Below are 26603 nucleotides of genomic sequence, written 5' to 3'. Positions count from 1 at the left end.
GTGTGGGCGGACGCCCTGCGCCTGGGCACGGCCTTCGGGCGCGACGACTTCAGCTCCGCGGTGGTGCGGCTGCGCTCGCCCGCGGAGGTGGACGCCTTCGTCAAGCGCGTGGAGGCCAACCCGCGCTTCACCCTGGAGGCCAGGCCGGAGCCGGCGTACTGGGCGGATCAGGCCAGCGGGCTGGCCGCCTTCATCCGCGTGCTGGGGCTCTTCGTGTCCTTCGTCTTCAGCCTGGGCGCGGTGCTGGGGGCGATGATCACCATGTACGCCCAGGTGGCGACGCGCGTCGCGGAGCTGGGGATGCTGCGCGCGGTGGGCTTCCGGCGGCGCAGCGTGCTGGCCAGCGTGGTGGTGGAGTCCGCCATGCTGGGCACGGCCGGCGGCGTGCTGGGCGCGCTGGGGGCGCTGGCCACGCGGTGGATCCACATCCGCACGCTCAACTTCCAGACCTTCGCGGCGGTGAGCTTCGGCTTCTCCCCCACCCCCGCCATCCTGCTGGGCGCGCTGCTGTTCGGCACGACGATGGGACTGCTGGGGGGGCTGCTGCCCGCGCTGCGCGCCGCGCGCCTGTCCATCCTGGACGCGCTGCGCGCCTGAGCGGCGGGACGGAAGGCCTCAGCCTTCCAGCTGCTCCGCCGTGAGGCAGCCCGCCGCGAGGTCCAGGTCCTCCAGCGGGATGCGCTTGGGGCGCGAAGCATACACCAGGGCCGGCATCCCCCCTGGTGCACTGTCCGCCAGTGGAAGCTGTGCCACGCCCGGGCACGGCTTGCCGCTCCGGGCGCCTTCCCCAGATTGCCGCTCCGGGCGCAAGGACCTGGAGCCCATGAACGCCTCGCCCCAGCCCCAGGACTCGCATCGCGGGCTCCCGGCCATGTGGGGCCGGGCGCTCCTGCTGGGGCTGCTGCTCGCGGGCCTCGCGCTGCTCACGTCCTCGGAGGCGTTCCAATCCCAGCTGCGCCGGGTGGTCGACGCGGCCGCGCCCGTCATCTCCGCGCATCCCTTCTGGGGCGCGGTGCTCTTCGTCCTGCTCTCCGCCCTGTCCGCGATGCTGGCCTTCTTCTCCAGCGCGCTGCTGCTGCCGGTGGCGCTCCAGGCCTGGGGGAAGACGGTCTGCGCGCTGCTGCTCTGGGTGGGCTGGATGCTGGGCGGCGCGTGCGCCTACGGCATCGCCCGCGCCTGGGGCAGGCCCGTCATCCGCCGGCTCACCTCCCCAGGCCTGCTCGCCCGCTACGAGGAGCGCGTCTCCCGGCGCACGCCCTTCGGCGTGGTGCTCCTCTTCCAGCTCGCCATCCCCTCCGAGATCCCGGGCTACGTGCTCGGGCTGGCGCGCTATGGGCTGCGCCGCTACCTGGCCGTGCTCGCCCTGGCGGAGCTGCCCTACGCGGTGGGCACCGTCTACCTGGGCGCCAGCGTCCTGGAGCGGCGCACCCCGGTGCTGCTGGGCCTGGGCGCGGCCGGCATCCTCGCCGGCCTGCTCGCCTTCCACCTGTTGCGCAAGCGGCTCGGCGCGCGGCCGCCCTCCGGCTGACGGCGGCGGCCCGGCGGGTGGACAGACCTCCCGGCCGTGCTTCTCCTGAGCCAGGGGGACACACCATGTACTTCGAGGACCGGGTGGACGCGGGCCGGCGGCTCGCGCGAAGGCTGCTGGAGGCCGGGTACACGGGCGAGGACACCGTCGTCGTGGGGCTGCCACGGGGCGGGGTCCCCGTCGCCTACGAGGTGGCGTCGGCGCTGGGCGCTCCCCTGGACGTCTGCGTGGTGCGCAAGGTGGGCGCTCCGGACTACCCGGAGCTGGGCCTGGGGGCGGTGGCGGAGGGAGGCGTCGTCTTCCTCGACCGCAAGCGGATGGACGAGGTGGACGTCACGGAGGACGACCTCCGCGGGCCCATCCGTCAGAAGACCGCGGAGGTGGAGGAGCGGGTGGCGCGCTTCCGCCAGGGCGCGCCGCCGCCGCGCGTGGAGGGACAGCGCATCCTCCTCGTCGATGACTGCATCGCGACCGGCGCCACCGTCTGGGCGGCCCTCCAGGCGCTGCGCGCGCGGAAGCCCGGGCGCATCGTCCTCGCCGTCCCCGTGGCGCAGACCCTGACGCTCAACGTGTTGAGGCCGCTGGTGGATGCCGTGGTGTGCCCGTTCTCCACGCTGTCGCTGTTCTCGATTGGCCAGTGGTACCTGGACTTCCGGCAGGTGCCCGACGAGGAGGTGGTGGACCTGCTGACGCTGGCGCGGAGGACCTTCGAGCAGCGCCGGCGCTCGTCCCCTCCCGGCTCCGCCCACCCCGTGCCGCCCCCGAGCTGAGCAAGGGGAGGCCCGTCGCGAGGGGGGGACAGCGCGGGGACCGGGCGCCCGGCGAGGCCGCCCCACCGCCTTGAACCCTGGCGGAGGCTCCCCACCGTTTCACCGGCGCCCGGGGTCCGCCGCGCATGCCGCGCGGCGCTTGGCGCCACCGAGGTGATGAGTCATGGCAATGCATCCCATCCGGCGCGCGCGGGAGCTCGCGCGCAGTGAGCAGTCGTGGGACCCGTTCGCGCAGATGCACGAGTTGCTCCAGACGGATCCCATGGCGCTGCTGCGCAAGATGGTGCCGGGCGGCGAGGAGGGCTGGTCGCTCGCGCCGGACTTCGACGTGAAGGAGACCCAGGACGCCTATGTCTTCAAGGCGGACCTGCCGGGCGTGAAGCAGGAGGACCTGGACGTCTCCGTCACCGGGCAGCGGCTGATCATCAGCGGCAAGCGCGACGAGGAGAAGCGCGAGGAGGGCGAGCGCTACTTCACGTACGAGCGCAGTCACGGCGGCTTCAGCCGCACCTTCACCGTCCCGGAGGGCGTGGACGTGGACCGCGTCAGCGCGGAGCTGAAGGACGGCGTGCTCGTCCTGCGGATTCCCAAGCGCGCCGAGGCCCAGTCCAAGCGCATCCCGATTGGCGGGGGCGGGGCGAAGGGCAAGGCGTGAGGTGGAGTCCCGGCCGCGTGTCAGGCGCGGCCGGCTCGCATCCCTCGAAGTGAGGCCAGGCGGCGGGTTGCCGGAAGTGGCGGCCCGGCGGGGCTGGCGGGGCTGGGGCTTCGGGCTGGCCCTGCTGGCCGCGCTCATCCTGGTGGTGGCGCGCGCCTCCGACGAGCGCGAGTTCGCGCGCCTGCTGAGGCAGTCCGCCCCCGCGTGGCTGTTCGTCGCCGTGCTGCTCCAGGCGGCGACGTACCTGTCCCAGTCCGCGGTGTGGCGCGCGGTGTTGCGGCGGACGCGCTTCCGCGTGCCCCTGGGCGCCCTCTACTCCATGAGCTTCGCGAAGCTCTTCGTCGACCAGGCCCTCCCCTCCGCGGGCATCAGCGGCGCGGCGCTCATCGTCCACGGCCTGGAGCGGCGCGGGGTGGCGCGGGGGCCGGTGATGGCCTGCGTGGTGGTGGAGACGATGACCAACTACACCGCGCTCATCCTGGCGCTGCTCGTCGCCCTGGGCATGGCGGATTGGATTGGCGAGGCGCGGCGGCTGGTGTGGGTGGCCACGGCGGTGCTCATCGCGCTCAGCGGCGCGCTCATCGCCTTCCTCCTGCGTCTGTCCCGGGGTGACGGGGGCCACCGGCCGCCCCGCGGCTTCGCGCGGATCCCGGGAGCGAGGACGCTGCTGCACGCCCTCTCCGAAGCCCCGCCGGAGCTGGCGCACAGCGCCCGCGTGCTGACGGAGGCGACGGTCTTCAACTTCATCATCCACCTGCTCGACGCGGCGACGCTCTGGACCCTGCTGCGCGCCATCGGCGTGGACGCGGCGCCCACCCACGTCTTCGCCGCCTTCATGCTGTCGGCGCTGGCGCGGGTTCTGGGCGTCATCCCCGGAGGCCTGGGCACCTTCGAGGCCGCCTCCACCGGAGCGCTGACGCTGATGGGCGTGCCCCTGGCCGCGGCGCTCTCCGCGACGGTGCTGTTCCGCGGCTTCAGCTTCTATCTCCCCCTGCTGCCGGGCCTCTGGCTCTCCCGGGGAGTGCTTCGCGAGTGACAGCCTCCGGGAGGGACGGTCAGGTGGCGGTGGAGGGGTCCGCTCGCCCCGCCCGAGCGGCCCCCGTCAGTGGAAGTAGCCGTCCGACAGCGTGCGCATGAAGGCGACGAGGGCCTGCTCCTCCTGGGGCGACAGGCCCAGGTTGCCCATCTCCCGCGTGTTGACGTTCAGCCCCACCTCCGGCAGGGGCCAGCAGTCCACGCCAGGAGCCCCCGACGCGCTCCCCAAGCAGGCCGGCAGCACGTCTCGCGTGTTGTAGAAGTGGACGACGGACTCCAGGCTCTTGAAGGAGCCGTTGTGCATATAGGCCTTGGTGAAGCCAGGGAACGGGCGCTTGTCCACGTTGCGCAGGGTGGGGACCTTGACCTTGCCCAGGTTGGCGCGCGCGAAGGGCGCGTAATCCTGGCGCGTCTGGAGGAAGCCCCCCAGGCCGGGGTCGATCCAGAAGGGGCCCTCCGGGTTGAACTGGAGCTGCCAGTACCAGGGATTGAGCAGGTTGCGCGGCACGCCCAGGTTGTCGAAGGTGTAGTCGGTGAAGAGCGGCGGCTCGCCGCCGGGGCCACGCCGGCTGGGGTGGCACTTGTCACAGCGGGCCTTGCCCTCGAAGAGCTCCAGGCCCCACCGCTCCTGGGAGGAGAGCCGCGCGCGGCCCGCGAGGAAGGCGTCGTACTTCGAGGTGAAGGCGTTCACCTCGCGAGAGGCCTCGTACGCGGCGATGGACCGCGCGATGTCGTCATACGCGCGCGGCACGTCGCCGCAGATGTTGGCGCCCCAGACCGCCCGGAAGAGATCGCCGTACGGGCCTCCGCAGACCTTGGCCACCACGGCGGCCTCGCTGGGGTTGTTCTGCTCCACGGGGTTGAGGAAGGGGCCCTGCGCCTGATCCGCGGCGGGGTTGCCCAGCTCCTCGCCGGTGGCGCGGCCGTCCCAGAAGTTGCCGCCCACGAACGTGGACTCACCCTCACCGGACGTCATCCGGTGGAGGATGGGGGCCTGCGTGGCGTAGGCGGACGAGGGCGGCTTGCGGTTGCCGAAGCGCCCCCGCACGGCGCCTTCGTACACGGAGCCCGTGAGGTTGATGAGCAGGCTGGGGCCCGTCCAGCCCACCTCGGGGCCGTGACAGACGGCACACGCCTGGCCCATGGGCTCGGAGAGCCGGCGGTCGAAGAAGAGCAGCTTGCCGAGCCGCTCCACGGGCTTGAGCCCATTGGGCGCCGACGTGGCCTCCTCGCGCAACGTGGCCTCGAAGACGGCCGAGGCCTGGACGGCCTCCGGCGTCTCCTGGGCCGTCGCGTCACCGGCGCCTTCGCCCATGGGCGGCTTCGAGGGCAGCGTCCCCGGTGCCGGAGCGACATCGCACGCCAGCGCCCCGCCCAGCGTCAGCAGAAGCGACAACCTGCACCATGACCGTGACCCATGCATTTCCAGCACCTCGGTTCGGGAGCGGCGGCAAGGGTGCTGTCTCGACCGGGCCCCGGCCATGGGCCGGGAGCGCGACCGTCTGTCGCATGGCGCGGAGCGGATGGCCCACCAGGATGGGGGAAGCCGCCTGGCTCAGGGGGTGTAGAGCTCGGAGGAGGTGGAGGTGTAGCTCCCGCCCACGGCGAGCACCTTGCCGTCGAGCAGCAGCGTCGCCGTGAATTCCCCAGGGGAGCGGGGCTCGATCATCGAGCCGGTCGGGCTCCAGGTCCCCGAAGCCGGGTCGTACCGCTCCGCCGTGGTCAGGGTGCCGCCCTGAGCGGAGCCCGTGACGAGCACCGTGCCGTCGAGCAGCAGCGTCATCGGGCCGCCAAGGGGCTCGGCCGGGGAGCCCGTGAGAGTCCAGGTGCCCGTAGTGGGCGAGTACAGCTGCGCTGACATCCCCTCCACGACGAGCACCGTGCCGTCGGGCAGCAGCGCAGCCCATTCGCTGGCCGGCGCGACCAGGGAGCCCGTGAGACTCCAGGTCCCCGAAGCCGGGTCGTACAGCTCCACCGTGGCGAGGGGGCCGTCCAGGTTGCGCCCCCCGCGATGAGCACCTTTCCGTTGGGAAGCAGTGTCGCCGAGTTCCCCCCGCGAACCTCGGCCAGCGAGCCGGTCGGGCTCCAGGTCCCCGAAGCCGGGTCATAGAGTTCCGCCGTCATTCCGCCCTGGACGAGCACCTTGCCGTTGAAGAGGAGCGTCGCCGTGTGGCCGGCGCGGGTTCCGTCATGGATCCCGTCGCGCTCCAGGTGCCCGTGGCCGGGTCATACAGCTCCGCCGTCGAAGTGTTGACGACCTGGCCCCGTCCTCCCGCGACGAGCACCTTGCCGTCGGGCAGCAGCGTCGCCGTGTGCCCGTAGCGACAGTCGAGCATGGAGCCTGTCGCGCTCCAGGTATTCGAGGGCGGGTCGTACAGCTCCGCCGCGCTGCCGCAGGTGTGTCCCTGCTCTTGACGTCCCCCGGCGACGAGCACCTTGCCGTCGGGCAGCAGCGTCGCCGTGCTGACCAGGCGAAACAGGTCGAAGGCCCTGGGAGCCGTCAGCGCCCACGTCCCCGGCGTGGAGCAGGCCGGCAAGCCCGCCGCGGTGAAGCTCCCGGTGGCCGTGAGGCCAAAGGCATTCGTCACGGTGACGGTGATGGCCGGGGCCGCGACATCGAGACACGGAGGCGCCGTCCAGGTGATGCGGCTGTGCGTGGAGTCCCCGGTCGGCGTGCCGGGCGTGCCAGCGGTGGCCCCCCAGGAGAAGGTGAGCGCGGAGCCCTGCGGGTCGCTGGCGGCCACCTCGAAGGTGAGCACCTCTCCCGGAAGGGCCGTGTCCGAGGAGCGATAGGAGCGCAGCACGACGGGCGCGACGGGATTGGACGGAGGCGTGGTGCTGACACACAGGGCGACGGTGCCCGTGTTGTGCCCTCCGCGTCCGTCCGACACGGAGACGGTCAGGCGGCAGTTGTTGCAGGCCGCGGCGGGCAGCAGCGAGGGCGTGAACCCAGCGGTGCTGGAGGACGCATCCGCCCAGGTGCCCGCGCACGAGGCGCTCCAGGCGTAGGTGAGGCTGTCTCCATCCAGGTCCGTGGCCAGCGCGGAGACGGTGGTCATCTGCCCAACGGCCAACCGCGTCGCCGTCGCCGTGATGGAGGACACCTGGGGGGAGCTGTTGAAGGAGATGGACAGCTCGGCCTCGCCCTCCCCTTCTGGCTGGACGTTGACGGACAGGGTGGCGCTGGAGGAAAGGCCACGGGAGTCCGTCACCGTCACCGTGACCCTCTGGATGCCGGTGGCGGCGGGCGCCACCCACACGGCGAAGCCGTCGGAGATGGAGGAGAACACGCCCGCGGTGGCGCTCCACGCGAAGCTGAGCGTGTCCCCCGCGTTCGGATCATGCGCGGCGGCCCACAGGAAGAGCGAGCGTCCCGCTGGCACGGTGGTCGTGGAAGCCACCAGGGAGTCGATGAGCGGCGCCTCGTTCTCGAACGGCGGCGGCGGGTCGAGCTGCTGGAGGGTGATGGCGACGAAGGCCGTCTGGTTCGCGGCGATGGTGACGCCGGAGGCGGAGCCCGCGAAGAGCAGCGTGCCCGAGGCGTCATAGGCTCGCGCCGCGAAGGCACGGCCGGTGCCGGCGGGGATGTTGCCGATGGTGCCGCCCCATATGCCGTCGGTGGGGGCAAGGTCCACCCAGACGGTGCGGATGTCCGGCCCGCCCGAGGCGACCGCGACACGGGCGATGTCGGATGAGAGGGATTGGGGCACGGACACGGCGAAGCGCGCGGTCCCGGTGTCCCCGGAGGTGTCTCCGCAACCGGCGAGCAGCGCCGCCGTGAGCGCCAGCATCAGGTGAATGAATGCTCTTTTCATGAAGTCCCCCGCCGCGAACGAGATGCTCGCGAAGCAACCGGAAGCGGATGGGCTTCGAGCAGGGGCACGCTGGCACCAGCGACGAGCACTCACCCTGCAAGCGATTGGACGTGGACTATCCAGGTTGAGCGCCTGCGCGGGCCATGACCCGAAGAGGTGGGCCGTCGTCCTCTACGGGACGAAGCCCGGCCCTGCCACTCGCGACGACACGCCCGTGCGACCTCCGCACGGGTGTCCGAGGTGTCTGGCATTGCCAACCCTGCTTTTTCGGCACCGCGTCCATCCCTGGCGCGGGCTCCGGTGGGCGGGAGGCGACGATGACAGGCATGAAGGCGTGGGCCATGGCGGTATGCGGCGTGGCGCTGGGCGCGGGCTGTGGCCAGGGCCCCGTGGAGACGTCCGGAGCACGGGCCTCGGAGGCCTCGCTGGAGACGCGGCACGCCGGGGGCCAGACGCGCTGGGTGCGCCGGGGCGTGGGTTCTCCGGGAGGGGACGTCCTGCCGGGGGACGTCACCACGGACCGGGACGGCGCCAACATCGTCGTCGGCACTTACGAGGGCTCGCCGGACTTCGGCGGCGGCCCGCTGCCAGCGGTCGCCGCGGAGGCCGGGAACAACGCCTTCATCGTGAAGTACGCGCGCGACGGGCGGCTGCTGTGGTCCCATGGCTATGGCGCGGCGGCGGGCGCCCTCTTCCCGGACACCTATTTCGAGGTCGCCGCCACGGACCGCCAGCGCAACATCACCGTGAGGGGCAACACGTCACACCCGGTGGTGCTCGGCGGCGTCACGGTGACGGGCTTCTTCCTGGCGCAGTTCACGCGCGAGGGCGAGGTGCGCTGGGTGCGCAACCTGGGCGGCAACTACGACGGCACTTCCGGGCTGGCCGTCGACAGCGGGGACCACGTCATCCTCGCGGGCGCCGTGGAGGGGCCGGCGAACTTCGGCGGCGGCCCGCGCACCACCGGCCCCGTCTCCGCCTTCCTCGTGAAGTACACCCGCGACGGGGCCTGGCTGTGGGATCACGTCTTCACCTCCCCGGCCACCGCCTCCCTCGGCGGCGTCGCCGTCGACGAGCAGGACCACCTCTACATCGCCGGCTCCTTCGATGAAGCGACGGACTTCGGCGGAGGCCCGCTGCAGCCATCCGTGCCGGGCGTGGAGACGGCCGTGGTGGCCCGCTTCAGCCCGTCCGGGCGGCATGTCTGGTCTCGCACGCTGGAGGACGCGACGGCCCTCAGCCGGTTCACCGACGTCGCGGTGCACGGCAACCGCGTGGTGCCCGTGGGCCGCTTCACGGGCCGCTTCGACTTCGGCGGGCGCACGTTCACCGCGCCCGCGGTGGGCAGCGCGGGCATGGTGCTCGCGCTGACGCGCGACGGGGAGGACCGCTGGGGCCGCAAGCTGGGCTGGACCGTCTTCGAGGTGCGCTCGGACCACGAGGACCGCATGACGGTGCTCGGCGTGGCCATGCCGGGCGACGACGTGGGCTCGGGCCCGCTGCCCCCAACGTCCTCCCTGTATGCCTTCGTCAACAAGTACGACCGCGTGGACGGAGCGCGCGACTGGGTGCGCACCTTCCCCGAGGAGACCACGACCTTCGGAGGCCTGTCCGTCTCGCGCGAGGGGGAGGTCGCCGTGACGGGCGGATTCCGCGGCCCGGTGGACTTCGGCACCGGGACCCTCCAGCCCACCACGCCGGACATCTTCGACCCGTTTCTCCTGAGCCTGTACCCGTGAGTCGTCGGCGGAGTTGCCACCGGTGTCTTCGTTGGGATGAAGAGCAGGACGTCGCGCTCGCTACCGCGTAGACTCTCCTCTCACCTTTCGACATGAGGACATCATGAAAGAGCAGATCATCTTCAACCTGGCGGTAAAGGATCTGGATAAATCCAAGGCCTTCTTTTCCGCTCTCGGCTTCGGCTTCAAGTCCCAATTCAGCAACGAGAGCGCGGCGTTCATGGACATCGTGGATGGCAGCATTCATGCCATGCTGACGACCGAAGCGTTCTTCAAGACCCTCACCAACAAGCCCGTCGCGCAGGCGAAGGACGCCAACGAGGTCGTCATCTGCCTGAACTGCGACAGCCGGGAGGAGGTGGACAGTCTGATCGCCAAGGCCGCCGCCGCCGGCGCCCGCATTCCGCATCCGCCCGAGGACCACGGCTTCATGTATGACCAGGGCTTCGAGGACCTCGACGGCCACCTGTGGAACCTGGTCTGGTCGGCGCCGCAGCCTTGATGCGGCCGGCCGGCCAGGCGGCGAGGAGGTGCGACGGACGACGCCAGGGGCCCGTGAAGGCCTCCCGTCGTCAGTCATAGGACGGAGCACCTCCTGTCCGGCCCATGGGCGGCAATGCCTTCCATCCTGGATAGTCGCCCCAATCGCAAGCAGGTGAGCCCTCTCGCGCGTCGCCCCAAGTCCTCTCATCCGCTGCGGTTGCTTCGCGAGCATCACGCTCGCGGCGAGGGGGATGGACATGAAGAGAGCAAGCCTTCACCTGATGCTGGCGCTCGCAGTGGCGCTGTTCGCGGGCTGTGGGGACACCTCCGGGGACACCGGGACGGCGCGCTTCGCCGTCTCAGTGCCTCAATCCCTCTCATCCAACATCGCCCGCGTCGCGGTCGCCTCGGGCGGGCCGGACATCCGCACCGTCTGGGTGGACCTGGCGCCCACGAATGGCGTGTGGGGCGGCACCATCGGCAACATCCCCGCCGGCACCAACCGTGCCTTCGCCGCGCGGGCCTATGACGCCTCCGGCACCCTGCTCTTCTCCGGCTCCGCCTCCGGCGTCTCCATCCTCGCGGACCAGACGACCCTCGTCGCCATCACCCTCCAGCAGCTCGACCCGCCGCCGCCGTTCGAGAACGAGGCGCCGCTCATCGATTACGTCGTAGCCAATCCCAGCACCGTGACGGCCGGAGGCACCGTCTCCCTGATCTCCTACGCGCATGACCCGAACCCGGAGGACACGCTCAGCTACGCCTGGAGCGCCACCGCGGGCACGTTCTCCTCGACCTCCGAGAGCGACACCTCGTGGACGGCGCCCGCGACCACCGGGATCCAGACCCTGACGCTCACCGTGACGGACTCGCGCGGCCTGGCCTCCAGCGCGCTCTTGCGCGTCAACGTCCTGCCCGAGGGCGAGGGTGAGGCCGAGCTGTCCATCTCCTTCAACAGCGCGCCGGTGGTCACCTCACTCGACGCCGCGCCCACGCACCTCGTCGTCGGGCAGCCGACGTCGGTGTCCGTCACGGCGTCGGATCCGGACGGAGACGCGCTCTCCTATTCCTGGAGCGCGTCGTGCGCGGGCACCTGGACCGATGCGTCCTCCGGCACCGCCCGATTCACGCCCTCGCTCGTGCCCGCGGAGGCCTGCAACAACTGCCGGCTGACGGTCTCCGTGTCCGACGGGCGTGGAGGACACAACACGGGCACCGTCGCCCTGTGTGTCAGCACCACGCCTCCCCTCCACCCCCTGAAGCCCGTCATCCTGCGCTCCTACCGCTCCTCGGACACGGCGAGCCCGGGCCAGGTGCTCACGTATGAGGTGGCCGCCAGCGACCCGCAGGGCTCCGCGCTCACCTTCTCCTGGGACTCCAGTACCGGCACGACAGGCGCTCCGGCGCAGGTCGGCAACCACAGCCGCATCACCTGGACGGCGCCCGTGTGCATCCGCCCGGGCACGACTCCATCCATCACCGTCACCGTGACGAACGCCTTCGACCTCACGACCACCCGGAGCTTCACGGTGGCGGGGCTGCCGGATTGCGCCCTCGTAGGCCGGTGGGATCCCACCGGGCCCATGGCCGGCGGGCCCCGGTGGGGTCACACCGCGACGCTGTTGCCGGATGGCCGGGTGCTCATCGCGGGGGGAAGCGCCCAGAAATGGAGCTTCTTCCTCGACTCGACGGAGCTGTACGACCCGGCCACGAACACCTGGACCCCTGGCGCCCACATGAACGTGCGCCGCCTCTACCACTCGGCGACGTTGCTGCGTGACGGCCGGGTCCTCGTCGCGGGAGGCGAAGGCTTCGAGTTCTATTCCGCGCGGGCGGAGCTCTACGACCCGGCCACGAACACCTGGACTCCGACGGGCTTCATGGCCCAGGGCCGCTCCAGGCACCTGGCGGCGCTGCTTCCCGACGGCAAGGTGCTCGTGGCGGGAGGCGAGGACATGAGCGGCGGCCTCACTTCCGCGGAGGTATACGACCCGGCCACGGGCACCTGGAGCCCGGCGGGCGCCATGGCCGCCCCCCACTCTTTCTCCGCGGCGGTGCTGCCTACGGGCAAGGTGCTCACCACGGGAGAAGCCGATGCCGAGGTGCATGACCCGGCCACGAGGAGCTGGAGCCCGACCGCTCCTCCGCTCGCGCCCCTCGGGGTCTGGCCGGTGGTGCTGCCCACGGGCAAGGTGCTCGTCGTGAGAGGCAGGGCGGCGCAGGTGTATGACCCCGTCCTGAACACCTGGAGCCTGACGGCCATGCCGCTCGAGCCCATTGGCGGCCCGGCGGTGCGGCTGCTCGACGGTAGGGGGTTCGTCGTGAGCTGGGTGGCGGAGCTCTACGAACCGGGCTCGGGCACGTGGAGCATGGCTCCTTCGCCGGCCATCCTTCGTAGCGGGTACACGGTGACGGCGCTGCTCGACGGCAGGGCGCTCGTCGCCGGCACACCCCCCAACACCGAAACGGACGAGGAGTCGGCGGAGGTCTTCACGCCATGAGACGCCCGCTCCCCTGACATGGGCGCGCGCGGCGGCGCCGCACCCGGCTACTTCACCGTGTCGGTCGCCACCGCGCCGTTCGGAGCCGCGCTCACGGCGGCCGTTGCCGAGGCCTTCGCCTCGGCCTCGGCGAGGTCCTTCAACGTGGCGAGCCCCGCCTCGAAGTCCGAGCCGACCATCTTGTCCACGTCCATGAACACGGAGAACGCCTTGCCCAGGAAGCCGTTCTGGCCAGACATCACCCACGTGACGCGGGTGTCCTCTCCGGCCGGCTCGAACCGGAAGACCGTTTCGTTGGTGGCCTCGAACGGCTTGACGAAGTCGAGCTGGAGCTGGAGCTGCTCGGGCGGCTTGAGCGACGAGATCGTCATCTTGCCCTCGCTGGAGTTGTCCGTGCTGGTCCAGGTGACCGAGTGGCCCACCGTGGCGGGAACGCCCGCGTAGGTGTCCTTCCGGACGGGGTCGGGCTTCATGAACGGCGACCAGGTCGCCACCTTGTGGAAGTCCGCCACGAGCCCGTACACCACGCCGGCCGGCGCGCGCACCGTGGTGGAGCGCTTGATCTCGAAGGTGGACGGACGTGTCGCGACGAAGCCGAGGAACGCGACGAAGACGACGGCGGCACCGAGCAGGATCTTCTTGAGCATGCGGGACTCCTCTTTCCGACGTGGATTTGCCCATACGTCGAACGAGCCCCCGGCAAATCGACGCGTCCGGAATCTTTCCTGGGGCCGCGCCCAACCCCTCGGAAGCACAGGGAGGACATCCAAGGGGGGACCCGCCTGGGAGCGCCCTCGAGGCCGCGCGGACGGTCCCGCTCCACGGCCCACGGCCATACCTTCCTGACGATGCGCGGAGGGAGGGAACCCATGGCGCCGGCGCTCCTCACGGACCTCTATGAGCTCACGATGGTGGACGCCTACCTCGCCGAGGGGCTCCACGAGGAGGCGGCCTTCAGCCTCTTCGTCCGCCGGCTGCCCGCGCGCCGCAACTTCCTGCTGGCGTGCGGCCTGGAGCAGGCCCTCACCTACCTGGAGACGCTCCGCTTCTCCCCGGCCGACCTCTCCTGGCTGGAGTCGCTGGGGCGCTTCTCCCGGCAGCTGCTGGACTGGCTGGAGCACTTCCGCTTCACGGGGGACGTCCACGCCGTGACCGAGGGCACCCCTGTCTTCGGCCAGGAGCCGCTGCTGGAGGTGGTGGGGCCCCTGCCCGAGGCGCAGCTCGTGGAGACGTATCTCATCAACCAGGTGCACCTCCAGACGCTGGCGGCCTCCAAGGCGGCCCGGGTGGTGGAGGCCGCGCGAGGCCGGCCGGTGGTGGACTTCGGCGTGCGGCGCATGCACGGCGAGGACGCGGGCCTCAAGGTGGCGCGCGCCGCGTCTGTCGCCGGGGTGAGCGCCACGTCCAACCTCCAGGCCGCTCAGCGCTACGGCCTCCCCGTGTCGGGCACCCTGGCGCACAGCTACATCCAGGCGCACGACGACGAGCTTGCCGCCTTCCGCGCATACGCCCACCGGTTCCCGGAGACGACGCTGCTGGTGGACACGTACGACACGCTCGAGGGCGTGCGGAAGGTGGTGGCGCTCGCGCGGGAGCTCGGCCCGGACTTCCACGTGCGCGCGGTGCGGCTGGATTCGGGAGACCTGTTGTCGCTCTCGCACCAGACCCGCGCGCTGCTGGACGCCGCGGGCCTGGAGCGCGTGCGGATCCTCGCGAGCGGCGGGCTGGACGAGGACGAGGTGGCGCGGCTGCTCGCGCATCAGGCGCCCATCGACGCCTTCGGCGTGGGCACGGCCATGGGCGTGTCCGACGACGCGCCCGCGCTGGACATGGCCTACAAGCTGGTGGAGTACGCGGGCCGGGGGCGGCTCAAGCTGTCATCGGGCAAGGTGCTGCTGCCCGGACGCAAGCAGGTGTTCCGCGAGGAGCAGGACGGCGTGGCGAGGCGGGACGTGCTCGCGTGCCATGACGAGGCGCTGCCCGGACATCCCCTGCTGCGGCGGGTGATGCACCAAGGCCAGCGGCTGGAGGGCGCCTCTCCACCGCTCGCGGTGCTCCAGGCGCACGCGCGGGAAGCGCTGGCGCGGCTGCCCCTGGAAGTGCGGAGGCTGGAGCCGGCACGGCCTCCCTATCCGGTGGAGGTGAGTGCCGCGCTGAGCGCCGCGAAGGAGCAGGTGGTCGCCGGGTTGCGCGAGCGGCTGGCCGTCTCTCACGCTCACCCGTGAGCAGCCGCGCCATGCTTCCGGGCCGCTTGGCAGCCAGAGGACAGCACGCACCTTGGCGAGCACCATGCCCCCCTTCATCCCCTTCCTCCGGTCCGCCCGCGCGTTCGGGTTGTCATTGTTCGTGATGGCTTTCGTGATGGCGCTCGCGTGCCAGGGCTCCGCGCCCTTCGCGCCCGAAGAGGCGCTGGAGGAGAAGTCGAGCCTCGTCCTGGAGCCCGGGCAGCTCGTCGTTACGCTCACCTTCGATGATGCGCGGGCCAGCCAGGCCAACGCGGCGCTCCTGCTGGAGGCGCGCGGCCTGCGCGGGACCTTCTTCGTCAGCAGCGGACGGCTCGGCCTCCCAGGCTACCTGACGGTTACTCAGATCCGCCGGCTCCAGGCCGCCGGGCATGAGGTGGGCGGCCACACGGTGTCGCATGTCCAGCTCCCCACGCTGGACGTGGACTCCCAGCGGCGCCAGGTGTGTGACGACCGCGTCGCCCTGATCAACGCGGGGCTGCGGGTGACGTCGTTCGCCTACCCGTCCGGAGCCCGGGACGCGACCACTGAACAGGTCGTCATCGACTGCAACTACAACTCCGCGCGGGAGTCTGGCGGCCTGCGCACGCCGGACAGCTGCACGGGTTGTCCGTACGCGGAGAGCGTTCCGCCGCAGGACGCCTTCGCCATCCGCAACCACGGCTCCGTCCAGAGAACCCAGACGCTGGCGGACCTGCAGAACCTGGTGCTCCGCGCCGAGTCCTCCGGGGGTGGCTGGGTGCCCATCGCGTTCCACGAGATCTGCCCGGGGCCGTGCCCCACGTCCGAGACCTACGGCATCAACGTGTCCACCTTCACCGCCTTCCTGGACTGGCTCGCGGCGCGCGCCTCGCGAGGCACCTTTGTGCGCACCGTGGACCAGGTCATCGGAGGCGCGGTGAAGCCGCCCGTCAGCGGGCCGCCGCTGCCGACGCGGGCACGCCTCCTCCCACGCAGCTGCTGAGCAATCCGTCCCTGGAGATGGACAGCAACGGAGACGGAGCGCCGGACTGCTGGCAGCGCGGCGGCTATGGCGCCAACGCCTTCACGTGGGCGCGGACCTCGGACGCGCATTCAGGGAGCTGGGCCCAGCGCTTGAGCATCACCAGCTACTCCAGCGGAGACCGCAAGCTCATCTCCCTGGAGGACCTTGGAGCGTGCGCGCCGGCGCTCACCACGGGCCACCGCTACAGGGTGTCCGCCTGGTACAAGGCCACCGCCGCGCCCCTCTTCAAGGCGTACTACCGCAACGCCTCCGGCGGCTGGGTGTGGTGGGCCCAGAGCGCCCTGCTGCCCACGCGCGGCACCTACGGCTACGCCGAGTGGACGACGCCCGCCGCGCCCTCCGCGGGCCTGGGGTTGAGCGTGGGGCTGGCCCTGGAGCGCGTGGGCACGCTGACCATGGATGACTTCAGGCTCGAGGACCTGGGCCCAAGCCCCTTCGCCCCGCTCGAGCCCGAACCGCCGCCGGCTCAATGACGAATGTAAACGTTACAAGCTGGCTTAAATAGGACACCATGTATAGCCGCCCGGACCAGACTTGTAATCCAACTCAGGATCCCTCAAATTCTGGTGTTATCCTGTTAAGTATTTTCTCCCTGTGTCCTCCCCTGGCGTGACCTGCCCCGTCCCACCTCCATGAGGGGACCGGGCGGCACCGTGCCGGGCGCGAGAGCACGCCGTGATCGCAGCCATGACCGAACCTCTCTTTCGACTCGCGGACGCCACCCTCGTCGAGCCCCTCGTCCAGGACTTCCAGGCGTGGTGGATGACGGTGGCCCCCATGCCCGCGAGCCTGCACCTGCAGGCGTACCTGGTGCCGCTGCTGAAGGCCTATCTGCAGACGCCGGACTTCCACGCGAAGGCGGCGAAGGACCCCATGCTCAGCGGCAGCTCGTTCGTCGGGGTGCCGGCGGAGCGCGCGGAGGAGGTGCGCGGGCTGCTGCAACGGATCACCTCCCGGCAGGAGGAGCGGCTGAAGCTGGCGGAGGCGTTCGACACGTTCCAGAACCAGCTGCTGGCGGAGGCCAAGGGGCAGTCGCTGGAGCCGCTGTACCCGATGCTGCCGGAGGTGCTCAAGGGCAAGGTGGAGCTGGTCTACGACTACGTCAACCGCCCGTCGATGCGCGTGCACGAGGGCCTGCTGTACCGCGGGCCTCATCACCTGACGGACATCCAGTCCCTGCGGCTGCGCCGGCTCAAGGCGGACGCGGAGCGCGACTCGCTGCTCACCACCCCTCGCCTGCGCGGACCCGGGCAGGTGGACTGGAAGGTGCCCTTCCACGACGAGCGGCTGGACCGCCTCTTCAGCCTGGACATCGAGCCCCGGCCGCTCGGGTGGATCCGCGACGTGCTGGGTGACGCGGTGGCGTCCGACGCGGAGCTGCTGCCGCTGTTGAGCGAGGCCCCCCAGGCCCTGCCGGAGACGTGGACCGGCGCCACCCCGCGCGTGCGCTACGTGGGGCACGCCTGTGTGCTGGTGGAGTGGAAGGGCAAGTCGGTCCTCATCGACGCGGTGGTGCCCGTGCGTCCGGAGGCGCAGGGCCCGCTGCCGCGCATCTCCTTCGCGGAGCTGCCCCGCCGCATCGACTACGTCCTCATCACCCACAGCCATCCGGACCACCTGGACATCGAGACGCTCCTGCGGCTGCGGCAGCGCATCGGCACGCTGGTGGTGCCGCGCTCCAGCGGGGCGCTGGCGGGGGACTACTCGCCCCGGCTGCTGGCGCGCTCGCTCGGGTTCCGCGACGTGCTGGAGCCCTACTTCTACGAATCCCTGCCCCTGCCGGACGGGGAGATCATCGCCGCGCCCTTCATGGGCGAGCACGGCGACGTGGCCCACGCGAAGACGGCCTGGATCGTCCGCACCGGCACGGAGCGCCTGTTCTTCGCCGCCGACTCCATGTGCGTGGACGAGACGACCTACCGCGACCTGCGCGCCACGGTGGGCGACCTGCACACGGTCTTCATGAACACGGAGATCGAAGGCGCCCCGCACACCTGGATGCTGGAGGGCTTCTTCCCCAAGAAGCGCGACCGCAAGCTGGAGAAGAACCGCCGGTGCCGCGGCAGCAACTGCGCCGAGGGGCTGCGCCTGCTGGAGCTCGTGGGCGCGAAGCGCCTGTTCAACTACGCCATGGGCCTGGAGCCCTGGATGGAGCACATCATCGGGCCCGCCGCCACGCCGGAGACGCCCCGGATGAAGGAATCCGAGCGGCTCCTCGCCGCCGCGCGCGAGCGTGGCCTCCAAGCGGAGCGGCTCCAGGGGGCGCAGGAAGTCCACCTGCGCGCCTGAGGTTGATCCAGGCCCCGTGCACCGGACGCCCCGCGCTCCGGTGGCACGGTGGGCCCCGCCATGCGTCCGGAGGCCGTGCGGGTCACGGCCTGGCGCACCTGCTGCTCCATCCTGCGTTTTCTCCCCAGAGCTCCCCCCATGAAGACCGCGGCCTCCTCCTCTTCCACGCTCGTGGACCTGCTCGACGAACGCGCGGCGTCCCACGGTGGGCGCACGCTCTTCTTCTTCGAGGAGGACCTGGAGGAAGAGTCCTCCGTCCTGAGCTACGCCGGCTTGCAGCAGCGGGCGCGCCGCATCGCCGCGATGCTCCAGGAGGTCTCCGCTCCCGGCGAGCGCGCGGTGCTGCTCTACCCACCGGGAAACGAGTACGTCAGCGGCTTCTTCGGCTGTCTGGCGGCGGGCGTCGTCACCGTGCCTGCCTATCCGCCGGATCCGTCCCGCCTGGAGCGCACCCTGCCGCGCCTGCGGGCCATCATCCAGGACGCCCAGGCCACGGTGGTCCTCACCAACTCCTTCATCCTGTCCATGGCCGACGCGCTCTTCGAGCTGGCCCCGGACCTCAAGCACCTGCGCTGGGTGGCCACCGACGCGCTGCCCGAAGGCGGTGAGAGCGCCTGGCGCCGGCCCGAGCTGCACGCGGGCTCGCGGGCCTTCCTCCAGTACACCTCCGGCTCCACCGGCATGCCCAAGGGCGTGGAGCTCACCCACGCGAACCTGCTGCACAACCTGCGCCTCATCCACGACGCGTTCGGCATGCACGCCGGGAGCGCCGGGGTCATCTGGCTGCCGCCCTACCACGACATGGGGCTCATCGGCGGCATCCTGGGCACCGTCTACGGCGGCTTCAGCACCACGCTGATGTCGCCGCTGAGCTTCCTGCGCAAGCCCCTGCGCTGGCTGGAGGCGCTGTCGCGCACGCGGGGGACCATCAGCGGCGGCCCCAACTTCGCGTTCGACCTGTGCGTGCGCAAGACGACCGAAGCCGAGCGCGCGGCGCTCGACCTGAGCGCGTGGAACGTGGCGTTCTGCGGCGCGGAGCCCATCCGTCCGGAGACGCTGGAGCGCTTCGTCCAGGCCTTCGCGCCCAGCGGCTTCCGCCGTGAGGCCTTCTACCCATGCTACGGCCTGGCGGAGGGCTCCCTCATCGTCTCTGGCGTGCAGCGGGGGACCGTCCCGCTGCTGCGCGAGGTGGCGTCGCGGGAGCTGCGGCTCGGGCGGGCCCAGGTCCCCGAGGCGGGGGCGCCTGCGCAGACGCTCGTGGGCTGCGGGCAGACGCTCCAGGAGCAGGAGGTGCTCATCGTCGAGCCCCGGACCCACGCGCCGCGCGCGCCGGGCGAGGTGGGTGAAATCTGGGTGAAGGGCGCCAGCGTGGCCCAGGGCTACTGGCGCCAGCCCGAGCTGAGCGAGCGGACGTTCAACGCCCGCACGCACGACGGCGCGGGGCCCTTCCTGCGCACGGGCGACCAGGGGTTCCTCCAGGACGGACAGCTCTTCGTCGTGGGCCGGCTCAAGGACCTCATCATCGTCCGCGGCCGCAACCACCACCCCCAGGACATCGAGGTGACCGCGGAGCACGCCAGCGCCGCGCTGCGCCCCGGCTGCGGCGCCGCCTTCTCCGTGGAGCGCGACGGCGAGGAGCGGCTGGTGCTGGTGTACGAGCTGGACACGCGGCGGGCGCAGGCGCCGGTGGAGGACGTGGCGCGCGACATCGCCGGGCAGGTGGCCCAGGTGCATGAGCTGCGGCTGGATCACCTGGTCCTCATCGAGCCGGGCAGCCTGCCCAAGACGTCCAGCGGCAAGGTGCAGCGGCATGCATGCCGCGAGGGGTGGCTGAACCAGGACCTGCGCGTCGTGGCGTCCTGGCAGGCGTCGCCGGACGGCGCGGCGCTCGCGCTGGCGGACGTTCCCGCGCCCGCCGGATCCGAAGCGGCCCCGCGGAGCGTCGCGGAGCTGGAGCAGTGGCTGCGACAGAACCTGGCGCGGCGGCTGGGCGTGGATCCCGGCTCGTTGGAGGTCCGCGAACCGCTGACCCGGTATGGGCTGGATTCGCTGGGCGCCGTCGAGCTGGCGCACACCGTGGAGAAGGGCCTGGGCGTGGCGTTGCCCATGGAGTTGCTGCTGAGCGGCCCGTCCGTGGCGGAGCTGGCGCTGCGGCTCTCCGCGCCCGTGGCTGCCGTTCCCAGCCTCCCCCTGGGCCGCGTCTCGCGTGAGCAGCCGCTGCCGCTGTCCTTCGCGCAGCAGCGGCTGTGGTTCCTGGATCGGCTGGACCCGGCCAGCCCGGCCTACAACCTCTGCGCGGCGGTGCGCCTGGACGGCGTGCTGGACGTGGCCGCGCTGGAGCGCGCCTTCAGCGAGGTGGTGCGCCGCCATGAGCCCTTGCGCACGACGTTCCACGCGGACGCGGAGGGCCACGCCCGCCAGCACATCCATCCGCCAGCGCCCCTGCGCCTCGCGCGGGTGGACGTGTCGTCGCTTTCGCCGGAGGTCCGTGCCCCCGAGGTCCAGCGGCTGGCGCGAGAGCTCTCGCGTCGTCCCTTCGACCTGTCGACCGGGCCCCTGCTGCACGTCACCCTGGCGCGCCTTTCGGACACCCAGCACGTCCTGGTGCTGTGCATGCACCACATCGTCTCCGACGGCTGGTCCATGGGCGTGCTGGTGCGTGAGGTGGGCGCCCTGTACGAAGCGTTCCGCCAGGGCCAGCCGTCGCCGCTGCCGGAGCTGGCCGTGCAGTACGTCGACCACGCCGCGTGGCAGCGGGATCAGCTCCAGGGCGAGGCCATGGCCCGTCAGCTGGAGTGGTGGCGGAACCAGCTCTCCGGAGCGCCCCCGCACCTGGACCTGCCCACGGACGCGCCTCGGCCCCCGGTCCAGCGCTTCGACGGCGGCAGGCAGCCGGTCCACCTTCCCCTCGAGGTCTGGGAGCCGCTCAAGGCCGTGGCCCGGAGCGGGGACGCCACGCCGTTCATGGTGCTCCTGGCGGCCTTCCAGGTGCTGCTGCACCGCTACAGCGGCCAGGACGACCTCTGCGTCGGCTCGCCCATCTCCGGCCGCTCGAAGGGGGAGACGGAGGGGCTGATCGGCTTCTTCGTCAACCCGTTGGTGCTGCGCTCCCGGCGCTCCGAGGGACGCACCTTCCGGCAGCTGCTGGCCCGGGTCCGGGAGACGACGCTGGAGGCCTATGCCCACCAGGACGTCCCCTTCGAGGCGCTGGTGGACGCGCTGCGTCCGGTGCGTGAGCTGGGGCGCAGCCCGCTCTTCCAGGCCCAGCTCGTGATGCAGCCGGATCCGCTGCCGCGGCTGTCGTTGCCCGGGCTGACGCTGGAGCGCCTCCCGCTGGAGAACCCGGCGGCGAAGTTCGACCTCTCGCTGGCGCTCACCGAGACCGCGCACGGCCTGAGCGGCAGCCTGGAGTACGCGACCGCGCTGTTCACGCCCGCCACGGCGGCGCGCATGGTGGAGCACCTGCTCACGCTCCTCCAGGCGGCCGTCTCCGCGCCGGACACCCTCGTGGAAGCGCTTCCTCTCGGTGACGCCGCCGAGCGGCAGCGGCTGCTGAGGGACTGGGCCACCACTGCGTCGCCGTTCGCGCCGCGCGCGTCCGTGCTGTCCCTGTTCGAGGAGCAGGCCACCCTGCGCCCCCAGGCGCTCGCGGTGACCTGCGAGGAGGAGTCGCTGACGTACGCGCGGCTCGACGCGCGCGCCAACCAGCTCGCGTGGCACCTGCGGTCCCTGGGCGTGGGGGCCGACTCGTGCGTCGCCCTGTGCCTGGAGCGGTCCGTCGACCTGGTCGTCGCGCTGCTGGGCGTCTGGAAGGCCGGCGCGGGCTACGTGCCGGTGGATCCGGAGCTGCCCGCCTCCCGGCGGGAGGCGATGGTGCGCGCGGTGAGCGCCGCCGCGATCATCACCCACGCGCTCCCGGATGGGACTTGGGCGCCCGCCGTGGCCCCCATCGTGGCGCTGGACACCCAGGCCGCGCTGCTGGCGGGCCTGCCCACGACGCGGCCTCCCGAGGCGCTGGAGTCACAGCACCTCGCGTACGTGCTCTTCACCTCGGGCTCCACGGGGCAGCCCAAGGGCGTCGCCGTCACCCAGGGGCACCTGCTCAACTACGTCCAGGCCGCCACGCAACGGCTGGAGCTGGAGGCGTGCGCCAGCTTCGCCCTGGTCTCCACGTTCTCCGCGGACCTGGGCAACACGGTGCTCTTCCCCGCCCTGTGCACGGGCGGGCTGCTGCACGTGATCACCCGCGAGCGCGCGAGCCAGCCCGCGGACTTCGCCGCCTATCTCCAGCGCCACCCCGTGGACTGCATGAAGATCGTGCCGTCGCACCTGGCCGCGCTGATGACCGCGCCGGAGCCCCGGTGGGTCCTGCCGCGCAAGCGGCTGGTGCTGGGAGGCGAAGGAGCATCCTGGCAGCTGCTGGAGTCCGTGCATGCGCTGGCGCCGGACTGCGAGGTCTTCAACCACTACGGTCCCACGGAGACGACGGTGGGCGTGCTGGCCGGACGCGTGGGGCTCCCGCCCGAACAGCCGCTGCCCGCCAGCGTCCCCCTGGGCCGACCGATGGCGAACACGCGGGTCTACGTGCTGGACGCGGCCCTGGGGCTCGCGCCGCAGGGAGTGCCTGGAGAGCTGTACGTGGGCGGCGAGCAGGTCACGCGCGGCTACGTCGGACAGCCCGGGATCACGGCGGAGCGCTACCTTCCGGATCCCTTCAGCCCCGAAGCTGGCGCGCGGATGTACCGCACGGGCGACCGGGTGCGGTGGCTCGCGGACGGGCAGCTCGCGTTCCTGGGCCGCGTCGACTTCCAGGTGAAGCTGCGCGGCTTCCGCATCGAGCTGGGCGAGGTGGAGTCCGCGCTGCGCGCCGTACCGGGCGTGCGGGACGCGGTGGTGGTGCCGCGCGAGGACACGCCGGGCGACAAGCGGCTGGTGGCCTACGTCGTCCCCACGCCGGAGTCGCGCGTGGAGCCCCGCGCGCTGCGCGACCTGCTGTCGTCACGGCTGCCGGACTACATGGTGCCCGCGGCCTACGTCGCGCTGGAGGCCCTGCCCCTGTCCACCAGCGGCAAGGTGGACCGTGCGGCCCTGCCCGTCCCGGACGGCACGGGGGCCGCGACGGCCGAGTACCTGGCGCCGCGCACCGCGATCCAGCAGGGCGTGGCCGCCATCTGGCGCGAGGTGCTGGGCGTGGAGCAGGTGGGGCTCCAGGACGAGTTCATGGCGCTGGGGGGCCACTCGCTGCTGGCCACCCAGGTCATCTCCCGCGTCCGCGCCGCGTTCGGCGTGGAGCTGCCGCTGCGCGCCCTCTTCGAGAGCGCCTCCCTGGAGGAGCTGGCCCAGCGCGTGGAAGCGGCCACGCGCGACGTCACCCTCTTGAAGCTGCCGCCCCTGCGGCGCGCGCCGAGGGATCAGCCGCTGCCGCTGTCCTTCTCCCAGCAGCGGCTGTGGTTCCTGGAGCAGCTGGAGCCGGGGCTCGCCACGTACCACATGCCCGCGGCCATCCGCGTGACGGGGCCGCTGGACACGGACGCCTTCGAGCGAGGGCTCGCGGAGATCATCCGCCGCCACGACGTGCTGCGCACCACCCTGCACGCCGCGGGTGGCGAGGCCTTCCAGGTCGTCTCCGAGCGGATGGATTGGCGCCTTCCGCGCGTGGACCTGTCCGGGCTCCCCGCTGAGCAGCGAGAGGCGGAGGTCCGGCGCATGGCGCTGGCGGAGGCGACGAAGCCCTTCGACCTGACCCGGGGCCCGCTCTTGCGGCTGAGCCTGCTCAAGCTGGCGGAAGGGGAGCACCAGCTGGTCGTGGTGATGCACCACATCATCGCGGACGGCTGGTCCATCACCGTGCTCATCCAGGAGCTGAGCGCGCTGTACGCCGCCTTCGTCCAGGGCCAGCCCTCGCCCCTGCCGGAGCTGGCGGTGCAGTACGCCGACTACGCGGTGTGGCAGCGCGAATGGCTGCGCGAGGAGGAGCTGGAGCGCCAGCTTTCCTACTGGCGCCAGCAGCTCGCGGGCGCGCCGCCCGTGCTGGAGCTGGCCACCGACCGGCCGCGTCCCTCCGTGCAGACGTTCCGCGGCGCGGCGTTCCCCGTGCACATCCCCCGGGAGCTGACGGGGGCCCTGAAGGCCCTGGCCCAGCGCGAAGGCCTCACGCCCTTCATGCTGGTGCTCGCCACGTTCCAGGTGCTGCTGTCGCGGTACTCGGGCCAGCAGGACATCAGCGTCGGTTCGCCCACGGCCGGACGCCGCCTGGCGGAGCTGGAGCCGCTGGTCGGCTTCTTCGTCAACAACCTGGTCCTGCGCACCCGGCTGGACGGGGATCCGTCCTTCCGTGAAGTGCTCCGCCGGGTCTGGGAGACGACGCTGGGGGCCTACGCCCACCAGGACATCCCCTTCGAGAAGCTGGTGGAGGAGCTGCAGCCCCGGCGCGACCTGCGCCACAGCCCGCTCTTCCAGGTGTGGTTCGTCCTGGACAAGCCCCGGCTGGCGGACTTCACCACCGGCGGCCTGACGCTGAGCACCGTGGAGACCGACGCCGGCGTGTCGCGCTTCGACCTGGCCCTCTTCCTCTCCGACGCGGAGGACGGGCTGACCGGAACGCTCGACTACAACACCGACCTGTTCGACGCCTCCACCATGGCTCGCATGGCGGAGCACCTGCGGGTGCTGATGGAGGGGGTCGTCCGCGCGCCGGACACGCGGCTGTCCCAGCTCCCGCTGCTGCCGGAGCACGAGCGCCAGCAGCTGTGGACGAACGCGCGTCCCGCCGCGCGCACGCTGCCGGAAACTCCCCTCGTCCATCGCCTCTTCGAGGCCCAGGTGGCGCGCACCCCGGAGGCCGTGGCGCTGCAACACGGCACGGACGCGCTCACCTACGGCGAGCTGAACGCCCGCGCCAACCAGCTCGCGCGCCACCTGCGCCGCGTGGGCGTGGGCCCGGAGCTCCTCGTCGCCGTCTGCCTGGAGGAGCCACGCGAGTTCATCATCGCGGTGCTCGCCGTCCTCAAGGCGGGGGGCGCGTGGCTGCCTTTGGATCCGACGCTGCCCTCCGAGCGCCTGGCCTTCATCACCTCGGATGCGTGGGCTCCGGTCCTCGTCACCGACTCGTCGCTGGAATACCTGATCGACCGGCGCGGCTACGTGTTGCTGGTGGACGAGCACGCGGACCGCATCGAGCGCGAGGCGGAGGCCAACCTGGAGGGGACCTCGGAGCCGTCCCACCTCGCCTACGTCATCTACACGTCGGGCTCCACCGGCCGCCCCAAGGGCACGCTGCTGACCCACGGCGGCCTGTGCAACACGGCGCTGCAGACGCTCGACTTCATGGACCTGGGGCCGGAGCGCCGGCTGCTCCAGTTCTTCTCCACCTCGTTCGATGCCTCCGTGTCGGAGATCTTCCCCGCGCTGCTGTCGGGCGCGACGCTGGTGCTGGCCTCGCGCGAGGAGAAGATGCCGGGCGCGCCCCTCATGGAGCTGGTGCGCCGGCAGGCCGTCACCACGCTGAAGGTCACGCCCACGGTGCTCGCGCAACTGGAGCCGGAAGGGCTGTCGGACGTGCGCACGCTCGTCGTCGCGGGTGAGGCGTGCACACCGGAGCTGGTGGAGCGCTTCGCCCCGGGCCGCCGCTTCGTGAACGCCTACGGCCCCACCGAGGCCACCGTCTGCGCCACCGTGAACACGGCGGTACGGGCGCAACCCCTCACCCTGGGCCGGCCCTTCCACAACGTGGAGGCATACGTGCTGGACGGCCGGGGCGGGCTGGTGCCCGTCGGCGTTCCCGGCGAGCTGTACCTGGGCGGCGTGGGCCTCGCGCGCGGCTACCTGGGCCGTCCGGAGCTCACCGCCGAGCGCTTCGTCCCGCACCCCTTCGCCACGGAGCCGGGAGCGCGGCTCTATCGCACGGGCGACCGGGCGCGGTGGCTGCCCGACGGCGAGCTGGAGTCCCTGGGCCGCGTCGACTTCCAGGTGAAGCTGCGCGGCTTCCGTATCGAGCTGGGTGAAGTGGAGGCCGTCCTCTCCCAATCGCGGTCCGTGCGTGACGCGGTGGTGGTGCTGCGCGAGGACTCGCCAGGGGTGAAGCGGCTGGTGGCCTACGTCGTCCCGCATGAGGGCCAGGAGGTGGAGGTCTCCGCCCTGCGCGCGCACCTTCAGGCGAAGCTGCCCGAGTACATGGTGCCCTCCGCCTTCGTCGTGCTGGAGGCCCTGCCCCTCAACGCCAACGGCAAGCTCGACCGCCACGCCCTGCCGCCTCCCGAAGCCTCCGCCTCCGCCCAGGCCTCCTTCGTCGCCCCGCGCACGCCCGTCGAAATTCAGCTGGCCCAAATCTGGGCCCAGGTGCTGGGCCTGCCCCGCGTCGGAGTCCACGACAACTTCTTCGAGCTGGGCGGCGACTCCATCATCAGCCTCCAGGTCGTCGCTCGCGCACGCCTCGTCGGCCTCTCGCTGGCCACTCGCGACCTCTTCCAGCACCAGACGCTGGAGGCCCTCGCCCTCGTCGCCCGGGCCTCCAGCGACGTCGTCTCCACCGAGCAAGGCC

General features: G+C 71.8%; 17 protein-coding genes. 13 read left to right on the top strand and 4 right to left on the bottom strand.

Annotation, left to right across the window (positions count from 1 at the left end):
• The 5 genes from ACLEQD_RS08965 to ACLEQD_RS08945 all read left to right on the top strand — a co-directional run.
• A partial coding sequence (locus ACLEQD_RS08965; RefSeq protein WP_410383087.1) for an ABC transporter permease occupies positions 1 to 597 on the top strand: 597 nt, incomplete at its 5' end.
• Between the two features lie 226 nt (positions 598 to 823).
• Positions 824 to 1528 carry a TVP38/TMEM64 family protein gene (locus tag ACLEQD_RS08960; protein WP_410383086.1) on the top strand — a complete coding sequence of 235 codons (705 nt, stop codon included), beginning with the start codon at positions 824 to 826 and terminating at the stop codon, positions 1526 to 1528.
• Positions 1529 to 1593: 65 nt separating this feature from the next.
• Entirely contained in the window at positions 1594 to 2298 is a 705-nt protein-coding gene (locus ACLEQD_RS08955; RefSeq protein WP_410383085.1) for a phosphoribosyltransferase, read from the top strand.
• A 163-nt stretch (positions 2299 to 2461) separates the two neighbouring features.
• Complete coding sequence (locus tag ACLEQD_RS08950; RefSeq protein ID WP_410383084.1) at positions 2462 to 2953, top strand: Hsp20/alpha crystallin family protein; 492 nt, start codon at positions 2462 to 2464, stop codon at positions 2951 to 2953.
• 76 nt (positions 2954 to 3029) lie between these two features.
• Positions 3030 to 3989: a lysylphosphatidylglycerol synthase transmembrane domain-containing protein gene (locus ACLEQD_RS08945; protein WP_410383088.1), complete on the top strand. Its 960-nt coding sequence runs from the start codon at positions 3030 to 3032 to the stop codon at positions 3987 to 3989.
• A gap of 66 nt (positions 3990 to 4055) precedes the next feature.
• On the opposite strand, the gene ACLEQD_RS08940 is transcribed toward ACLEQD_RS08945, so the two are convergent.
• The 3 genes from ACLEQD_RS08940 to ACLEQD_RS08930 form a co-directional block, all read right to left on the bottom strand.
• On the bottom strand, positions 4056 to 5384 hold the full coding sequence (locus ACLEQD_RS08940) for a cytochrome-c peroxidase (protein ID WP_410383082.1): 1329 nt from the start codon (positions 5382 to 5384) through the stop codon (positions 4056 to 4058).
• A 159-nt stretch (positions 5385 to 5543) separates the two neighbouring features.
• Complete coding sequence (locus ACLEQD_RS08935; RefSeq protein WP_410383081.1) at positions 5544 to 5963, bottom strand: Kelch repeat-containing protein; 420 nt, start codon at positions 5961 to 5963, stop codon at positions 5544 to 5546.
• A 145-nt stretch (positions 5964 to 6108) separates the two neighbouring features.
• A complete protein-coding gene (locus tag ACLEQD_RS08930) occupies positions 6109 to 7803 on the bottom strand; it encodes an Ig-like domain-containing protein (protein ID WP_410383080.1) in 1695 nt (564 codons plus the stop codon).
• Positions 7804 to 8120: 317 nt separating this feature from the next.
• Between ACLEQD_RS08930 and ACLEQD_RS08925 the strand changes: the two genes are divergently transcribed.
• The 3 genes from ACLEQD_RS08925 (at position 8121) to ACLEQD_RS08915 (ending at position 12526) form a co-directional block, all read left to right on the top strand.
• Positions 8121 to 9542: a hypothetical protein gene (locus ACLEQD_RS08925; RefSeq protein WP_410383079.1), complete on the top strand. Its 1422-nt coding sequence runs from the start codon at positions 8121 to 8123 to the stop codon at positions 9540 to 9542.
• 103 nt (positions 9543 to 9645) lie between these two features.
• Positions 9646 to 10044, top strand: a complete 399-nt coding sequence (locus tag ACLEQD_RS08920) for a VOC family protein (RefSeq protein ID WP_410383078.1) — start codon at positions 9646 to 9648, stop codon at positions 10042 to 10044.
• A gap of 238 nt (positions 10045 to 10282) precedes the next feature.
• A complete protein-coding gene (locus tag ACLEQD_RS08915) occupies positions 10283 to 12526 on the top strand; it encodes a kelch repeat-containing protein (protein WP_410383077.1) in 2244 nt (747 codons plus the stop codon).
• 47 nt (positions 12527 to 12573) lie between these two features.
• Here the strand turns inward: ACLEQD_RS08915 and ACLEQD_RS08910 are convergent, their stop codons facing one another.
• Complete coding sequence (locus ACLEQD_RS08910; RefSeq protein WP_410383076.1) at positions 12574 to 13173, bottom strand: SRPBCC family protein; 600 nt, start codon at positions 13171 to 13173, stop codon at positions 12574 to 12576.
• A gap of 222 nt (positions 13174 to 13395) precedes the next feature.
• On the opposite strand from ACLEQD_RS08910, the gene ACLEQD_RS08905 reads away from it, so the two are divergent.
• The 5 genes from ACLEQD_RS08905 to ACLEQD_RS08885 all read left to right on the top strand — a co-directional run.
• Positions 13396 to 14751, top strand: coding sequence for a nicotinate phosphoribosyltransferase (locus ACLEQD_RS08905; protein ID WP_410383075.1), 1356 nt, complete (start codon positions 13396 to 13398; stop codon positions 14749 to 14751).
• Between the two features lie 64 nt (positions 14752 to 14815).
• The gene (locus tag ACLEQD_RS08900; RefSeq protein WP_410383074.1) at positions 14816 to 15733 is read left to right on the top strand and encodes a polysaccharide deacetylase family protein; all 918 of its coding nucleotides are present in this window, start codon (positions 14816 to 14818) and stop codon (positions 15731 to 15733) included.
• 17 nt (positions 15734 to 15750) lie between these two features.
• Positions 15751 to 16248 carry a hypothetical protein gene (locus ACLEQD_RS08895; RefSeq protein ID WP_410383073.1) on the top strand — a complete coding sequence of 166 codons (498 nt, stop codon included), beginning with the start codon at positions 15751 to 15753 and terminating at the stop codon, positions 16246 to 16248.
• Between the two features lie 214 nt (positions 16249 to 16462).
• Entirely contained in the window at positions 16463 to 18064 is a 1602-nt protein-coding gene (locus tag ACLEQD_RS08890) for an MBL fold metallo-hydrolase (RefSeq protein ID WP_410383072.1), read from the top strand.
• Between the two features lie 138 nt (positions 18065 to 18202).
• Positions 18203 to 26603 (top strand): amino acid adenylation domain-containing protein (locus ACLEQD_RS08885; RefSeq protein WP_410383071.1); only part of this gene is annotated, 8401 nt, incomplete at its 3' end.

The sequence above is a fragment of the Corallococcus sp. 4LFB genome (assembly GCF_046520365.1).
Taxonomy (GTDB): Bacteria; Myxococcota; Myxococcia; order Myxococcales; family Myxococcaceae; genus Corallococcus; species Corallococcus caeni.
Note: the sequence above shows the minus strand (reverse complement) of the source record. Positions and strands in the feature narration are given on the sequence as shown.

Bases quoted from the DNA above. Each gene is read 5' to 3' on its own strand.
- ACLEQD_RS08950 (WP_410383084.1), top strand. From the start codon at position 2,462: ATGGCAATGCATCCCATCCGGCGCGCGCGGGAGCTCGCGCGCAGTGAG.
- ACLEQD_RS08905 (WP_410383075.1), top strand. From the start codon at position 13,396: ATGGCGCCGGCGCTCCTCACGGACCTCTATGAGCTCACGATGGTGGAC.
- ACLEQD_RS08920 (WP_410383078.1), top strand. From the start codon at position 9,646: ATGAAAGAGCAGATCATCTTCAACCTGGCGGTAAAGGATCTGGATAAA.
- ACLEQD_RS08910 (WP_410383076.1), bottom strand. From the start codon at position 13,173: ATGCTCAAGAAGATCCTGCTCGGTGCCGCCGTCGTCTTCGTCGCGTTC.
- ACLEQD_RS08930 (WP_410383080.1), bottom strand. From the start codon at position 7,803: ATGAAAAGAGCATTCATTCACCTGATGCTGGCGCTCACGGCGGCGCTG.
- ACLEQD_RS08890 (WP_410383072.1), top strand. From the start codon at position 16,463: ATGACCGAACCTCTCTTTCGACTCGCGGACGCCACCCTCGTCGAGCCC.
- ACLEQD_RS08955 (WP_410383085.1), top strand. From the start codon at position 1,594: ATGTACTTCGAGGACCGGGTGGACGCGGGCCGGCGGCTCGCGCGAAGG.
- ACLEQD_RS08960 (WP_410383086.1), top strand. From the start codon at position 824: ATGAACGCCTCGCCCCAGCCCCAGGACTCGCATCGCGGGCTCCCGGCC.
- ACLEQD_RS08925 (WP_410383079.1), top strand. From the start codon at position 8,121: ATGACAGGCATGAAGGCGTGGGCCATGGCGGTATGCGGCGTGGCGCTG.
- ACLEQD_RS08895 (WP_410383073.1), top strand. From the start codon at position 15,751: ATGGACAGCAACGGAGACGGAGCGCCGGACTGCTGGCAGCGCGGCGGC.
- ACLEQD_RS08915 (WP_410383077.1), top strand. From the start codon at position 10,283: ATGAAGAGAGCAAGCCTTCACCTGATGCTGGCGCTCGCAGTGGCGCTG.
- ACLEQD_RS08900 (WP_410383074.1), top strand. From the start codon at position 14,816: ATGCCCCCCTTCATCCCCTTCCTCCGGTCCGCCCGCGCGTTCGGGTTG.